At 61.3% G+C, this 14,679-nt stretch carries 12 protein-coding genes; 9 read left to right on the forward strand and 3 right to left on the reverse strand.

From position 1 onward, the window contains the following. Window positions 1–157: 157 nt before the first annotated feature. The 6 genes from H2509_RS11695 (at window position 158) to H2509_RS11720 (ending at window position 5,883) form a co-directional block, all read left to right on the forward strand. Window positions 158–652, forward strand: a complete 495-nt coding sequence (locus tag H2509_RS11695) for a thioesterase family protein (RefSeq protein WP_182165459.1) — start codon at window positions 158–160, stop codon at window positions 650–652. A gap of 103 nt (window positions 653–755) precedes the next feature. Next, window positions 756–2,399: a chloride channel protein gene (locus H2509_RS11700; protein ID WP_182165461.1), complete on the forward strand. Its 1,644-nt coding sequence runs from the start codon at window positions 756–758 to the stop codon at window positions 2,397–2,399. A gap of 263 nt (window positions 2,400–2,662) precedes the next feature. Beyond that, window positions 2,663–3,580, forward strand: coding sequence for a dienelactone hydrolase family protein (locus H2509_RS11705; RefSeq protein ID WP_182165463.1), 918 nt, complete (start codon window positions 2,663–2,665; stop codon window positions 3,578–3,580). A 326-nt stretch (window positions 3,581–3,906) separates the two neighbouring features. After that, window positions 3,907–4,761, forward strand: a complete 855-nt coding sequence (locus H2509_RS11710; RefSeq protein WP_182165465.1) for an AraC family transcriptional regulator — start codon at window positions 3,907–3,909, stop codon at window positions 4,759–4,761. Between the two features lie 70 nt (window positions 4,762–4,831). Continuing rightward, window positions 4,832–5,584 carry an AzlC family ABC transporter permease gene (locus H2509_RS11715; RefSeq protein WP_235974870.1) on the forward strand — a complete coding sequence of 251 codons (753 nt, stop codon included), beginning with the start codon at window positions 4,832–4,834 and terminating at the stop codon, window positions 5,582–5,584. After that, window positions 5,581–5,883, forward strand: a complete 303-nt coding sequence (locus H2509_RS11720; RefSeq protein WP_182165760.1) for an AzlD family protein — start codon at window positions 5,581–5,583, stop codon at window positions 5,881–5,883. The genes H2509_RS11715 and H2509_RS11720 overlap by 4 nt, the downstream gene beginning before the upstream one ends. Window positions 5,884–5,911: 28 nt before the next feature. On the opposite strand, the gene H2509_RS11725 is transcribed toward H2509_RS11720, so the two are convergent. Then, window positions 5,912–6,946 (reverse strand): phytanoyl-CoA dioxygenase family protein, encoded by a 1,035-nt coding sequence (locus H2509_RS11725; RefSeq protein WP_182165467.1) that lies wholly within the window; start codon window positions 6,944–6,946, stop codon window positions 5,912–5,914. A 60-nt stretch (window positions 6,947–7,006) separates the two neighbouring features. Then, the gene (locus tag H2509_RS11730) at window positions 7,007–8,821 is read right to left on the reverse strand and encodes an aminopeptidase P family protein (RefSeq protein WP_182165469.1); all 1,815 of its coding nucleotides are present in this window, start codon (window positions 8,819–8,821) and stop codon (window positions 7,007–7,009) included. 252 nt (window positions 8,822–9,073) lie between these two features. On the opposite strand from H2509_RS11730, the gene H2509_RS11735 reads away from it, so the two are divergent. Beyond that, on the forward strand, window positions 9,074–9,289 hold the full coding sequence (locus H2509_RS11735) for a hypothetical protein (RefSeq protein ID WP_182165471.1): 216 nt from the start codon (window positions 9,074–9,076) through the stop codon (window positions 9,287–9,289). A gap of 72 nt (window positions 9,290–9,361) precedes the next feature. Here H2509_RS11735 and H2509_RS11740 read toward each other — a convergent pair whose 3' ends face one another. Continuing rightward, window positions 9,362–10,252, reverse strand: a complete 891-nt coding sequence (locus H2509_RS11740; RefSeq protein ID WP_182165473.1) for a 50S ribosomal protein L11 methyltransferase — start codon at window positions 10,250–10,252, stop codon at window positions 9,362–9,364. A 735-nt stretch (window positions 10,253–10,987) separates the two neighbouring features. Here H2509_RS11740 and H2509_RS11745 point away from each other — a divergent pair. Continuing rightward, the gene (locus tag H2509_RS11745) at window positions 10,988–12,676 is read left to right on the forward strand and encodes an EAL domain-containing protein (protein ID WP_182165475.1); all 1,689 of its coding nucleotides are present in this window, start codon (window positions 10,988–10,990) and stop codon (window positions 12,674–12,676) included. Window positions 12,677–12,941: 265 nt separating this feature from the next. Further along, window positions 12,942–14,612 (forward strand): EAL domain-containing protein, encoded by a 1,671-nt coding sequence (locus H2509_RS11750; protein WP_182165477.1) that lies wholly within the window; start codon window positions 12,942–12,944, stop codon window positions 14,610–14,612. Window positions 14,613–14,679: the final 67 nt, after the last annotated feature.

Here is a 14,679-nt window from a genome sequence, read left to right on the forward strand (position 1 = left end):
TATACGCCACATGGGACCACACAGTGCAGCGGCTGCTTGTTGCCTGCCGCCGCAAGGGCGTTTTACGCTTCTTGCATCGTTCGAAACAGACTAGCAAAACGCGTATTGAAGGCAAAAGACTTCAAGCGCGCCATGTTGCCGCCGATGGATCACCGAGATGACCGACGATGCATTTTTCCATGCCCCCTTCATCGGCTCGAGGCAGGAAGTGAAGCCTGAGTGGATCGACTATAACGGTCATCTGAACATGGCTTACTACAACGTGCTTTTCGACACATGCATCGACGAAGCATTCCTCGCGCTTGGCCTTGGCCCGGACTATGTCCGGCGGCGAAACGCCTCTTTCTTCACCGCCGAGGTGCATCTTTGCTATGTCCGTGAGCTCAAGCTCGGCGACCCTGTGCGTGCAAGCGTGCAGATGATCGATTTCGACGAGAAGCGGGCGCATTTCTATCAGGAACTACACCACGCAGCCGACGGTTTCCTTTCTGCGACGTCCGAGCAGGTCACCCTTCATGTCGACATGGCGGCACGCAGGGTTGCGCCATGGCCGGCTGATGTCATGGAGCGACTTGCCCGCATGAAGCAGGCACATGACGGGCTTGGCCGCCCCGAGCGGCTTGGCCGCAGCATCGGCCTAAAAAAGAAGTGACGCCGGCACGAACCCGGCATCGCCCCTTCCCCATTGACGCAGGCTCGCTATAAGCTGTTGCAAAGAACGCTGAAATGCCTCCGCGCCAACAAGAATTCGCCCTATGCCCCCACTGCGCCGCTCGGCCCGACACCTCATCCGCGTTGCCCGGCGCTGGGTGGAGCCGAATTTCAAGCATTTTCTGTCCACCAGGCAACCGCTTCTCTGGGGCCTCGCGGTTCTGATCGGCGTGCTTGTGGCTCTCGCCGCAATCCTTTTCCGGATCGGAATAGGCCTGGTTCAATTGCCCTGGCTCGGCACGATGAGCGAGCAGATCGTCAGCGCGGCCTCAAGCCAGCCCTGGTGGATCATCCTGCTAGCGCCCGCCGTCGGCGGTCTCATCGTCGGTATCTGGCTCGAGAAATTCCAGCCGAAGCAGCGCGCCTTCGGCGTCGCCGACGTGATCGAAGCCCGGGCGCATGGCGGCAAGGGGCTATCGTTCTGGGGCGGACTTTCCTCTGCTGGCCTGACGGTCGTTTCGCTCGGCAGCGGGGCGAGTGCCGGACGCGAGGGCCCCGTGGTGCATCTTGGCGCGACGCTGGCAATGGCGCTGTGCCAGGCGCTGCGGCTGCCCGATTCCGCCCGCCGCATCCTGCTGGCCTGCGGCGTCGCCGGAGCGGTTTCCGCGTCCTTCAACGCCCCGATCGCCGGCGTTCTCTTTGCCCATGAAGTCGTGCTCGGCCACTACGCAATGAGCGCGTTCGTGCCGATCGTGATTTCTTCGGCGCTTGGAACGCTGCTTTCACGCCTTTGGTTCGGCGACATCGCAGCCTTCGTCATTCCGCAATATCAGATCACCTCCTATCTGGAGCTTCCGGCCTTCGCCCTGCTCGGCCTCACTTGCGCCGCTGTCGCGGTGATCTTCCAGTTTGCCCTGATCGGAACCGACTGGGTGGCGCGCAACATCACCATGCCTCTTTGGCTAAGGCCTGTCGTCGGAGGTCTGGCGGTCGGAGGGATCGGTGTCTTCTTCCCGGAGGTCCTTGGTGTCGGTTACGAGGCCACAGACGCCGCGCTCAAGCATCAGTTGCCGCTTGCCGTCATGTTGGCCCTGCTTTTCGCCAAGACGGCCGCAACGGCGATCACGCTCGCCTCGCGTTTCGGCGGCGGGATCTTTTCTCCCTCCCTGTATCTCGGCGCAATGACCGGCGGCGCGTTCGGCCTGATCGCCGCGGCCGCCTTCCCGGAACTGGCTTCGTCGCACGGACTCTACGCAATCCTTGGCATGGGTGCGGTCGCCGCCGCCGTTCTGGGCGCCCCGTTTTCCACCACGATGATCGTTTTCGAACTGACGGGCGGCTACGCGCTATCCATCGCACTGCTGATCGCGGTGTCGATCTCGACCGGCATCAACCAGGCGGTCCATGGCCGGTCATATTTCCACTGGCAGCTCGAAATGCGCGGCGTGATGCTGCAGGAGGGCGCCCATCGCTGGCTGGTCAGGATCGTGCGCGTGGCCGACTTTCTGGAGCCGGTGCCGGAAGACGCGGGAAGCGAGACATTCGATCCTGAATCTGGCGGACCATCGCTTCGGCCAACCGACACGCTGGAGGCCGCGCTCAAGCTGTTCGACAAATCAGGAGCAAGCCGTCTCCCCGTCATCGACAGCGCCGACCCCATGCGCATTGTCGGCTATGCGAGCCATGTCCGGGCGCTCAGGTACTTCAATTCCGCCCTGATTGCGGCGGAGAAGGAAGAGCATAAATAGACTTGATTGTCCGCGCGCTGCATCCATGCCGGTATATCCCGCTCGCCATGCAAGACGCGCAGGATGTCGAAATGGTCAGTCCGTTCGGTATAGAAGATAAAATACGCAAAGCGCTTGATCCGACACGCGCTGATCCCGGGAAGATCCAGTTCGCGCGGATGCGATACGCAGCTATCCACAAAGCCGATGTAATTTTACGTACCAGAAATTCACATATATTTTGAATTCAATGGAACCCGGTTTTGCTATCGACACCCACCGGCTTGGCGACGGAGGTTGCACAATTGCCTTCAACTCACCGCAAGAGAGTTGCGCACATTGGAGCGGCGATTGCGCTTCTTGGCGCAATGGTGCTGTCTGCTCCCGCATTTTCACAGGACCGCGGCCTGCACAACAGTTCGAAGATATTCTCCGCCCCGGCGGATCTTTCGTGGAAGCACTGGGACGATCCGCTTGAACTGGAGCGAACCTGGCGGGCGGCCATCGTTCGGGTTCCTGCCGGAACGGGACAGTCCAGACAGGTGACAACCGACGACCTGCGGCAGCAGTCAACGGGGATCAGCCGAAAGCTGCCGACTGTCATTTACATGCACGGCTGTAGCGGGATTTGGCCGGGCACCCACAGGCGAATAAAGTTCCTTGCAGACAATGGTTTTCTTGTCATCGCACCGGCCAGTCTGGCTCGCGAAACATACCCTCGCTCCTGCAACGTGGAAACCCACGAGGGAGGCCTGTTTCGCGGCACCGTGGTGTTACGACGGAATGACGCCGGTTACGCGATTGAAATGGCGCGGAAGATTTCCATTGTCGATGACAGGAACATTGTTCTGATGGGGTTCAGCGAGGGGGCCTTGGTTGCCGTAACTTTTGAACCCCAGAACAGACAGCAACAAGTTCGGGCCAGGGTTGCGGAAAGCTGGACATGTCAAGCGCCCTGGCCGGAATACCGTGGGGTCGGTGCTCCCGAAAATGAACCCGTCTTAACCCTCGTTGGCGAGCGAGACCCGTGGTACCAAAATAAATGGACCAAAGGCGACTGTGCGCAATTCTTGAATTCCGGCAATGGCAGCAAGTCCATCGTGTACAGGGATGGAGCATTGGCGGACAAACACGGATTGCTGGAATTTAAATCCGTACAAAAGGACGTTCTCGACTTCCTCAGGGAAAGGGTGGATTTCTGAGGGCGCGGGAGCATCGTCAGGCCAAACCCGCCTTCGCCGAACCTTTTGGCCTGCCGACCTGACGACAGACACCTCATTGCCCCCGCTTCGACGGGGCCGAGATTCCTTCAGCCGTGCTTGAGTGGAATCGCCCCGGGCGAACTGCTTCTGCCCACGGGTAACCGTGTCGTATCTCCTGAAGGCACGTGCGCCCTTGCCGGCCCCTTTGCTTGCGGATCAATTCGCACGGATATGTGCTCGACGTAGCGTAAGCGCGTTCGCCGACCTGTCCGGAATGCGCAATTCCATCCAAGACGATCGCCCACGATCCGGCTATCCTTGAGACGATGGATTACCTGACCCAGGCCGCCGCTCTTGCCGATACCCCGCTTGCCGATGGCGAGCGGGCCGCCTTCTGGCGCGCGCCGCGTTTCGATGGACTGGAGTGCCTTTCGGCGACCTTTCGTATTCACGCATACGCCCCGCATACCCACGAAACCTATGTAGTGGGCACCATCGAAGCCGGGTGCGAGCGTTATCACATCCGCGGCAAAGACGAATATGCCGGACCCGGCGACATCTGCCTGGTCAATCCGGACGAATTGCACGACGGCGAACCCTTCGGCGAAGGCTACAGCTACCGGATGACCTACCCCTCCGTGCCGCTGATGCGGAAAGTCGCCTCCGACATGCTGGACCGGGAGGTCTCGGCAACGCCGTTCTTCAAGGTTTCTCTGTCGCACGATCCGGAAATGGCCATGGCATTTTCACGCGTGCACCGGCTGCTTGAAGCGGGCTCCGGGCGGTTGGAGCAGGATGAGGGCATGCATCGCATCTATGCCTGTCTGCTTGCCCGGTACGGCGATATCGAGCCGGCTCCCATGGTTGGCCCGGAGCGGGAGCCGGTCGCACGGGCGAAGGATTTCCTGTCGGAGCATTTCGCCGAAGACGTCGACCTCGAAACATTGACCGGCGTCGCAGGCCTGACGCGCTCGCACCTCGTCCGCGCCTTCAAGCGGGAGACCGGCTTCACCCCGCATGCCTTCCTGACCGATGTCAGGGTCCGCGCGGCGCGGCGCATGCTTGCAAAAGGCGGGGCGCCGGCCGAGGTCGCCGCAAGCTGCGGCTTCTACGACCAGAGCCATCTGAACCGCCTGTTCAAGGCACGCTACGGCGTGACTCCGGGCGCCTTTCGGGCCTGAGCGAAGCAATTTCATCCAAGAAATCGCCCTGTCCGGGGGCTATATCCTTGCTCCCGAGGAGATAGCCCGCATGCTGATGCCCGCCCCGCCACGGAGATCGATTGCCGCCGAATTTACTGCCGGCGCCACCGCAATCGCCCCCATCGTCATCGCCGCCGTGCCGATCGGCTTGCTCTTTGGCGCGGTCGCGGCGCAAAGAGGACTTTCAAGCCTGGAGATCGCTCTCATGAGCGCGACCGTCTTTGCCGGCGGCTCCCAATTCGTGGCGATCGACATCTGGCAGCAACCCGTGGCGATCATGGCAATTGCCTTTTCCGCCCTACTTGTGAACCTGCGTCACATTCTCATGGGTGCCTCGATTTCGCCCAAGCTGCGGGAATTCCGGGGCTGGCAGAAATATGTCGCGCTGTTCTTTCTCGCCGATGAAATCTGGGCGATGGCCGAAAAGCGAGCGCTCGGCATGCCCTTGGCGCCGGCCTTCTTCGCCGGCCTCGCCGCGCCGCTCTATTTCGCCTGGGTTTCGACTACGACCGCCGGATCGATGATCGGAGCGGCTCTCGGCGATCCATCGCGGTTCGGATTCGATTTCGTCTTTCCCGCGGTCTTCATCTGCCTGGTGATGGGGTTCTGGAAGGGTGCGAAAACCGGCGCAGTCTTGCTGGCCAGCGCATTGTCCGCCATCGCCACCCACCATGTGATTGAAGGCGCCTGGTATGTCGCTGCCGGCGCCCTGGCCGGTGTCGTGGTCGCAGCCCTTGCCGCCGACGCGGGGAATGACACCGCCCGGCCCGACACAATCGAGGAAGGGGAATGCGTGCAATGAGCCTCGACGCCGCGACACTGCTTGCCATCTTCGGAATGGCCGCCTTCACATATCTGACGCGGATCGGCGGCCCGCTTCTGCTCTCCCGCGTTCGGCTGTCCAGACGCGGGGAGGCAGCGCTTCAGGCGGTTCCTCCGGCCGTGCTTATGGCAGTGATCGCGCCGACGGCGCTCGCTACCGGACCTGCCGAAACCGGTGCCGCGGCAGTTACGGCACTGGCCGCACTACGCCTACCACTGCTGGCCTGTATCGCAATCGGCGTCGGCACGCTCCTGGCCATTCGCGCACTCATCGGCTGAGGCAAACGCTGTCAGCCGGGCAAGAGCATCAGCGGCGCGCCGGATCGCCCGGTCGAACCTCTCCGACATCGACAAGCGGCGGCTGGCGTTTCTGCAACCGCGCACGCGCCGCTTGCAGCGCTTCGTATAGCTCGGCCTGCCTGCCCCTGAGACCGGGCAACATCAAGGGATCCAAACCGCACCAGGGCAGGAATGGATTGCGCCGCAGCGAGCCATAGATGGCCACCCTCGTCGAAGGACGCAGGCTCTTTCCCCGGGCATGGAAGCCGTGAGTATCGGCGATGACCAGCGTATTTGCCGGCACTGCAAAAGATCTCGGCGCGCTGTATCCCATCGCCTCGATCTCGCCAGGCCCGGCGCGGAAGGAGCCTCGCGCATGGAGGCGATCGGGATTTGCCGACGCATCCTCCGCCTGCGCCTGTTCCCAGGCCAGCCTGCCGGACGTCAGCCGATGCGAGCCGGGCACGTAAACGAAGGGCCCGTCCGCCTCCTCGACATCGCGCAGGAAGAGCCAGGCTTTCGCCGTGGCATGGAAAGTGTCGGAATGAAAGGCCGTCTGAGGATCCGGCCTGCCCTTTCGCGGCTCCGTCAAAACCGTATGCAGATAGGTGATCGGGTCACCGTTCGTGGAGGCGACATAACGCAGGCCTCCCTGAAATAGAGGGCCGCCGACAAAGGCGGCAAGTTCCTTCTTGTGCGCAAGCACCCCGGGAGAGAGCGGAATGAAGCGGGTCACGGCATTCCCCTGCTTCATTTCGGTTGCGCGAAAGATCCCGCTTTCGACCTCGTCGCGCAGCCGCGCGAATACGTCGCTTGGCAGCGCGTTTTCCCTGACGATGAAGCCGTCACGCGCGAAGGCTTCGGCATCATCTGTCGCAACCAGATGCGACAAACGTCGCCGTCGATGGCCGGCCATCTTTTCTGCAAGCAGAATACGGCGGCGATGCAGGCCCATCCGATTGAGCCGCTGGCTGCCGATGAATGGATTGTCGCAAAAGGACTTCGCCCCGGTCGCCAGTTGTGCGATCCAAAAGGGTGCAATCAGCGCATCAAAAAGGCGCATCGGATTCCTCTAATACACGTCCCTTGGGGGAACCGGATCCCCCTGAATTACAGGCACGAGTTATAGCGGAGATGTTGCCTCGTCGAGCCATCTCCCGGTCGTCTCATCGACAAGCGGGCGAATTTCCCTGAGCACTTTCGCGTGATAGCGGTTCAGCCAGTCGACCTCCCCCGGAGTGAGCATGCCCTTCACGACCAGGCGGCGATCGATGGGGGCAAGCGTCAGGGCCTCGAAGCCGAGCATTGGCCGGTCTCCACCAGGGATCGCGCTCGCCTCGGTCACCAGTTCCAGGTTTTCGATCCGGATGCCGTGGCTGCCGTCCTTGTAGTAGCCCGGTTCGTTGGACAGGATCATGCCCGGCTTCAGGGCGACTGTACCGGTCTTGGCGATCCGTTGCGGACCTTCGTGGACCGAAAGATACGAGCCGACACCGTGTCCGGTGCCGTGATCGAAATCGTGGCCTGCCTGCCAAAGTGCGCTGCGTGCCAGCGTGTCCAGCTGCGCGCCTGTCGTGCCCTGCGGGAAACGGGCGGTGGCAATTGCGATATGCCCTTTCAGCACCAGCGTGAAATGGCGCTTCTGTTCTTCCGGCACATCGCCAACGGCGATGGTGCGGGTGATATCGGTGGTGCCGTCCTCGTACTGGCCACCGGAATCGATCAGGAAGAGGCTGTCCTGGGGAATCTGCAGGCTGCTCGCCCGGCTGACCCGGTAGTGCGGTATCGCCGCATGGGGGCCGGCAGCCGAGATCGTGTCGAAGGAAATATCCTTCAACAATCCGGTCTCACGGCGAAAGCCTTCCAGCGCTTCGGCGACCGCGATCTCGTCCAGCGGGTTTTGCGCAATCGTACGGTCGAACCAGGCCAAAAAACGAGCGAAGGCCGCACCATCCCGCCGATGCGCTGTCCGCGCGCCTTCGATCTCGACCGCATTCTTGATTGCCTTGGGCAGCAGGACCGGATCAGCGGCCTCATGCACCTCGCCACCGGCATCCAGCACGGCTCGCGCAAGCGCATCTCCTGCCCATTCCGGGTCGAGCATCACACGCTTGCCGGCCCTGCCCAGCCGGGAGAGCGCCGATACGAGGCTGCCCGGCTCCTCGATTTCGCAGAGGTCGCTCAGATGATCGCGCAGCGCGTTGGTAAGCTTTCGCCCGTCGATGAAAAGCAGCGGCTTGCCGGCTGCGGGCAGCAGCGCAAAGGAAAGCGGCAACGGCGTATGCTCGACATCGCTGCCCCGGATATTGAACAGCCACGCGATCGAATCCGGCTGTGTCAGCACGGCGACATCGGCGCCTTTTGCTGAAACTTCCGTGGCAATGCGAGCGATTTTCCGCTCCGCCGGTTCTCCGGCCAGTTCGTCGGGGTGACGGACAACCGCACCGAGTGGCGGCGCCGGGCGATCCTCCCAGATCCGGTCGACCGGATTTTCTCCGACCGCGACGAGTTCCGCGCCCACCGCCTCGCATGCCCTCGCGAGGCGGCGCACGGCGGCGACCGTATGCAGCATGGGATCGTAGCCAAGCTTCTGGCCCGGCTTCAGTTCGCCCCTGAGCCATTCCGGCGGCGGCGTATCGATAAGGTGGACCGGCTCGAAAACCAAGGTATCGACCTGCTCGCGAACCTGGATCGTGTAGCGGCCGTCGACGAAGATCGCCGCCTTTTCGGCAAGAACAACCGCAAGACCAGCCGAACCTGCGAAACCGGTCAGCCACTGCAAGCGGCAATCGGAGGGCGGCACATATTCCCCCTGATGCGCATCGGCGCGCGGCACCAGAAATCCGTCGAGGCCCAGGCGGGCGAGTTCGGCCCGCAGAGCCGCGCAACGCGCGGAGCCGCGGGAGGGGTCGTTCACGCTGTCGAAGGACTGAAACATGTTGGCGACGCTAAATCAGTTTCGGCTTCGGGGAAACCGATTCCGGCGAGCATCCACCAATTCGGCGACCGTATGAATCTGCGGCACAGGTTTATGAATATTGCATTGCAACATATCTGCTAGCACATGCGAAAAACGCAAGCCTGTCATGCGGATAAGGGACTTCCGAAGCAGAACTCCAGTCACCATACTCTCTGACAGAGTTTGAGGGAGGAAGCTCTGTAACAGAGAAACCTCGAACGGAGACGAACAATGGCCATCGCCACCACCACCGGTATCGGTGTGTCCCGCGCCAACGGCAAGGGGCTGATTCACAAGGCTTTCAACCGGATGATCACCGCGCGGGAGCGTCAGGCCCGCCGCTATGTCAACGGATATCTGCTTTCGCTCGACGACGCGACGCTGGCCTCCTACGGCTATGACCGCCGCGAACTCGAGCGCGAAGGCGGCATCAACGGCATCTTCTGACGCCAGCCACTTCGCCGACTTCAAAGAAGCGGGGCCATTCAGCCCCGCTTTTTTGTTTTGAACTCAATGAGTTCATGCACCGATCCGACCTCGCGTGAGCACGAGCGTCAGCCAGCCCTCGATGGCGCGGCGGCGCACCAGGCGAAAGCCCTGCATGCCATAGGCGGAAATGATCCTCGGCCCGTCTTCGATGCGCAGGCCGGAGAGGACAAGGGTCGCCTCGCGCCGCATCCGACGGGAAACAGGGGCCGCCATGCGAACAAGCGGCTTTGCCAGGATATTCGCCACCACCAGATCGAAGGGGCCGTAGTCCGCAAAGCGACGGTCGTCGACACCGGCGGCGGTAAAACAGGTCACCAACGCGCCCACGCCGTTCTTTCTTGAATTTTCCGCCGCTGTTTCCGTCGCAATCGGATCGATATCCGTCGCGATGACCGGACGCCTGGTCTTCATGGCGATGCCGATGCCGAGCACACCGGTGCCGGTGCCGAGATCCAGGACTCGGCTATAGGATCTCCGGTCGAGTAGCCGATCGAGTTCCATCAGACAGCCGGCCGTCGTGCCATGATGACCGGTGCCGAAGGCAAGGGCGGCTTCCACCTCGATCGCCAGCGCATTCGCCGGGCGCTTGTCGCGGTCATGGGAACCATGCACGAAGAACCTGCCGGCGCGCACCGGCTTCAGACCCTCAAGGCTCTTTTCGACCCAGTTTTCTTCCGGAAGTTCCTCGGCCTCCACGGGCGCGGCGAAGGCATCCGAACCGACACGATCGCGCACACAGTCCGCGGCCTCTTCCGCTGCCATGTCGAACAGCAGGATTTCGGCGGCCCATTCGGATCCGTCGGCCTTCGTTTCGTAGACGGTGACCGGATTGCCCTCATCCTCGAAGGCTCGTTCCAGCACTTCGGAAATGCGCTTGGCCTCGATTTCCGGGGCCCTGATTTGAACTCGGATCGTCGGCATTCCGCCTCCGGATATTCGGCATTCGGCGATCCGCATCCGCCGAAATCCGCTCATTCGCGCTCCCCGAGACCTTTCACGAAGCCGGGAGGCCGGCGCAGCCGGCGACTGCGGTATACTAACAAGCGCATCGCGTGACCAGATGCAGCAGCAAGAGGCCAGCCTGGAATCAGGGTTGCGCATATGCGCGAAACGCGGCGCCGGCATAGGTTGACGCCCGCGTGATCGCGCTTTCCGAATAGGCCTCGATTTCCGCTACCAATGGATAATTTTACTTACGAAACATAATCGCGAAAAATTGATTGCAATGCGGCCTCGGTTAGCGAACGGAAGGGAACCTGCCCGTCCCTCGGCAGCACGGTGTATAGTATCCAGCCAAGTCAGCTCCGAGAAGCGAAACGTCACGCCACAGTGAGCGTTACGCGCCACACCGATACGAATTGCTACGCAAGAACAGAACTAAAAACGGGCACTTATACAAATTCGGCACCAAAATTACTATTATCATCCAATTTGCAATCGTCATATACAGTAACTTAATAAATAAAATTCATCACTCATAATATATTGAAAAACAAATCAATAAAAACCATGCGATCCGCCAAAATTTCCGGAAGCAATTCTTACCTGTCGCCTCCATCAAAAGCCCACCACTCCATCGCACTGGTTCATGGGGTGCGATAGGGTTTCATGCCACGGAGACATCAGGCGATCTCAAGGTGGTATTGCGGGGACCATATGACACTGTGGAAACAGGCGATCGGGACAAAACGCGGTCGAGGATTTGTCCTCGGCTTCGTTTTCATCGCCTGCACGCTGTCCACAGTGCTGGCTGCCGTATTCATATCGACCGAATATCTGCGCGCTGACCTGCGCCGGCAAAACGACGACCTGCTTGGCATCTATGACCGAGCGACGGACAGCGCCCTCGCCATCCTTGACCGCCTCAAGGCGGAAGTCGGCGGGCCGCCTTGCGGACGCTCCTTCCAGGAGGGGCTGAACAGGGTGGCTTTCATGCCTGACAAGATCAATGCGATCGCCTTTGGCGCAGGCGACCGCATCGAATGCGCGACCGTGCCGGGGGCCCTGCAGGATTCCGCCAGGCTGGGCGAGCCCGACATAGCCGCCAGCGAAAACTCCTATAAAGCCGACTTCTGGCTGGGCAGGAACCAGAGCCTGCTCGGATTTCCGGACATGATCGGCACCTTGATCCGTCGGGACGGCTTCATTGTGATCGTTCCGGAAACCGAAGCGGCGGACATACCGCCAGCCAGATACGAATACGAGGTGGTCTTCAAGGGCGACGGGAAAGTCCTTCACAGGTCCGGCCGACCCGCCCTGTATCGTGAGTTGTCCGCCAGCGGCGAACTTGGCTTGCGGTTTGAAGACCTGACGCTCGCCATCGCCGTATGCGGCCGGTCCGACTTTCATTGCGTCATTTCGCGCACGTCGATCGCCGACGCCGTCGAGAAGAGCCCGCTCGCCGGTTTCGCGATTGCCGGCCTGGCACTGATCGTCGGATATCTCGGGCGACGCAAGGGCGCGCGGACCATCGAGCGCTACTGTTCCTTCGAAAACCGCTTCCTGCGTGGTTTCCATGCCGGTCATGTGACTTGCCTGCTTCAGCCCATCCTGTCGGCCGGCGGCACACGGATCGTGGGTGCCGAAGCCCTGGCCCGCTGGCGAGATGCGGACGGCACGCTGGTGACGCCGGAGCGTTTCCTGCCGATCGTCCGCCGGCGGGGCGAGGGCCGCAAACTTACGAAACTCGTGGTGGAAAACGCCCGTGCGGCAATACTCGAAACGCTCGTATTCTCGGGCGATTTCCGCCTCTCGATCAATGTCAGCCCACATGACTACCGCTACGACTTCCTCTATCCGCTGCTGGGCGATCCGCTGGAGCTGAAAGGAGGCGGAACCCTCACATACGCAGTCGAAATCGTCGAAACCGAAGGCGTCGACATTCCCGGGATTTCAAGGGAAATGCTGGCGCTGCGCGCCAAGGGCATCGAGACCTATATCGACGACTTCGGTGTCGGCTATGCCAATATCGGCAACCTGGCCGCCCTGCCCCTTGACGGAGTGAAACTCGACCGCAGCTTCGCCATGGCAAATGAAGCAAGCCTGCTTGGAAGAATGCTGCCGAATGCGCTCGAACTTGTCGTCTCGGCCGGCCACAAGGTCATCGTGGAAGGTGTCGAAACGAAAAGGCGCTTCGATACGCTGTGTTCAAGCCCCAAGGTGGACAGCATGCAGGGCTACTTCATCGGCCGGCCAATGACGGCGGATCAACTGGCGGCATTCGTCAAGACTGGCCTCCCCGCGGAGCCGATGTTGGCACGAGGTCCACGCGACGGAAACCGACCGATTGCCGGTCGGCAGGTTCCGCAACCAGGCGCCGCCGACGAACTTCATGCCGACCCCTGATCGTTCGAGATTTGTGCAGCCCCCCGCCTCGGCAAGAAAACACCAATGCCGCTTTTTGAAATGCCACGTCCCGGAAACAGATCCAGCAACGCCCTGGCAAAGCGGACAGACAGGCGGGTTTCTTTGCCCTGCGGTCCGGCAAGGCGCGCAGTTTTGAATGGCTGTAAGGGATCGATGCCCTTTTCCCGTTACTCGTAAGCGTTTCTTCAGACGTTCCGCGCTTTGCTATCGCAAGGACAATCCAGCGGGGGCTCGCAAGACTGTCATGACGGTTTTGGCAAAGCTGTTCCTTTCCGCGCGGCAGCTCAGGCTGATCGCCACGGCCATCTGGATAGCCGTCAGCTGCAGCGTCATTTCAGCAGGCATCTTCTATATCGTCCTGGATGCGCGCGAAGACCTGAAGGCGCGCGGCGATATGCTGCTTGAAGAGCATGCGCGTTTCAGCCGTACCGCCATCGAGCTGCTCGACATTCTCAACAAACAACCGCCATCCGAGCCCTGTGGCCCGGCTTTCCTCGAATACATGCGCAAGGCCGCCTTTCTGCCGGATGGCATCAACACGATCCTCTATAGCGAGGGCGGAAATGTCGTTTGTTCGGCAAACTCGGGCAGGCTCGCCACGCCGGTGAGCTTCGGCGCACCCGATGTCGCCGCGGAAGACACGCCCTACGGCATCGAGATCTGGTTCGACCGCCCGCAATCCGGCCTTGGGCTCCCGGGAGAAACCGGCTCGCTGGTCGGACGGGGCGGCTTTCTCGTCGTCATTCCGGCAGCGAGCGCCGTTGGCCCGGCGATATCGAAGGAAAGCCTCGACTACGAAGTGGTCATGACACTGCTTTCCGGTGCTGCCATTCATAGAGGGGGTACTACAGGACTGCATGAGGCACTGAGGGACGAGCAAGCCGGATTTTCATTCGGCGACATGGCCCTTCAAATCAGCCGCTGCGGCGACCTTGGCCTGTTTTGCGTAACGGTACACCAGCCGCTTGCCCAGGCCCTGCCCGCCTTTCTGCCGCAACTCATCGCCTTCGTATTGATCGGTGCCATTTGCGGTTCGGCATCGAGCCGATATGTCGAAAGACGGATGCGCCGCTACTGGTCTTTCGAGGAGCGCTTCGTGCGCAATCTCGGCTTCGAAACCGTAAACTGCGCCTATCAACCGGTCATGGAGGTTGCGACCGGCAAGATCGTGGGGCTGGAGGTTTTGGCGCGCTGGCGCGACATCGACGGACAGCAAGTGTATCCCGACCAATTCCTGCCCGTGATCCAGATGCGCGGCCTGACCCGCAGGTTCACGGAGATCGTCATCGCCAAGGCCAAGGCGGAGCTTGCAGACCATATCCCCGAGGAATGCCAGCTGCAGGTCGCCTTCAACATCTTCCCGCGCGACTATTCCTACGAGTTCCTGTTCCCGCTGCTCGGAGAACGGGTGCCGGGGACGATCCAGCCGCGCTTCGACTACGTGCTCGAAATCGTGGAGACCGACAGCTTCGACGTCGCGTCGGTGAAGAAGGAAATGACGATGCTGCGCCGGCACGGCATCCGCACCTTCATCGACGACTTCGGCATCGGCTTCTCCAATATCGGCACGCTGGCCGAATTGCCGATCGACGGGGTCAAGCTCGATCGCAGCTTCGCCATGGCCGCCGACGGCAGCCTGTTCGCCAACATGCTGCCGCGCGCGCTGGAATTGATCGGCTCCGCCGGCCATCGTGTCGTCGTGGAGGGCATCGAAACACGCCAGCGCCTGGAGGCGCTGAGCGCCAGTCCGCATGTGGAATTCGCCCAAGGCTATTTCATCGGCCGGCCAATGCCCGTCGACAAGCTTTCCATGTTTCTGGCGGAATATTGCGGCAAGCCTGACAGCCTGCTACCGCCGCAGGAAATCGGTCCAAATGGGGACAAGATCGTACCGATTGGCCAACACCGGCGCTAATAACAGCCATTCACCCTGAAAAACTCGACAGGCTTGGGTATATTGGGCCAAATCGCGAACAGATTCG

Source organism: Stappia albiluteola, from assembly GCF_014050225.1.
Lineage (GTDB): Bacteria > Pseudomonadota > Alphaproteobacteria > Rhizobiales > Stappiaceae > Hongsoonwoonella > Hongsoonwoonella albiluteola.

What these genes read in the sequence shown, in the direction of transcription:
- H2509_RS11695 (WP_182165459.1), top strand. Translation starts at nt 158, where the DNA reads ATGACCGACGATGCATTTTTCCATGCCCCCTTCATCGGCTCGAGGCAG.
- H2509_RS11700 (WP_182165461.1), top strand. Translation starts at nt 756, where the DNA reads ATGCCCCCACTGCGCCGCTCGGCCCGACACCTCATCCGCGTTGCCCGG.
- H2509_RS11710 (WP_182165465.1), top strand. Translation starts at nt 3,907, where the DNA reads ATGGATTACCTGACCCAGGCCGCCGCTCTTGCCGATACCCCGCTTGCC.
- H2509_RS11715 (WP_235974870.1), top strand. Translation starts at nt 4,832, where the DNA reads ATGCTGATGCCCGCCCCGCCACGGAGATCGATTGCCGCCGAATTTACT.
- H2509_RS11720 (WP_182165760.1), top strand. Translation starts at nt 5,581, where the DNA reads ATGAGCCTCGACGCCGCGACACTGCTTGCCATCTTCGGAATGGCCGCC.
- H2509_RS11725 (WP_182165467.1), bottom strand. Translation starts at nt 6,946, where the DNA reads ATGCGCCTTTTTGATGCGCTGATTGCACCCTTTTGGATCGCACAACTG.
- H2509_RS11730 (WP_182165469.1), bottom strand. Translation starts at nt 8,821, where the DNA reads ATGTTTCAGTCCTTCGACAGCGTGAACGACCCCTCCCGCGGCTCCGCG.
- H2509_RS11735 (WP_182165471.1), top strand. Translation starts at nt 9,074, where the DNA reads ATGGCCATCGCCACCACCACCGGTATCGGTGTGTCCCGCGCCAACGGC.
- H2509_RS11740 (WP_182165473.1), bottom strand. Translation starts at nt 10,252, where the DNA reads ATGCCGACGATCCGAGTTCAAATCAGGGCCCCGGAAATCGAGGCCAAG.
- H2509_RS11745 (WP_182165475.1), top strand. Translation starts at nt 10,988, where the DNA reads ATGACACTGTGGAAACAGGCGATCGGGACAAAACGCGGTCGAGGATTT.
- H2509_RS11750 (WP_182165477.1), top strand. Translation starts at nt 12,942, where the DNA reads ATGACGGTTTTGGCAAAGCTGTTCCTTTCCGCGCGGCAGCTCAGGCTG.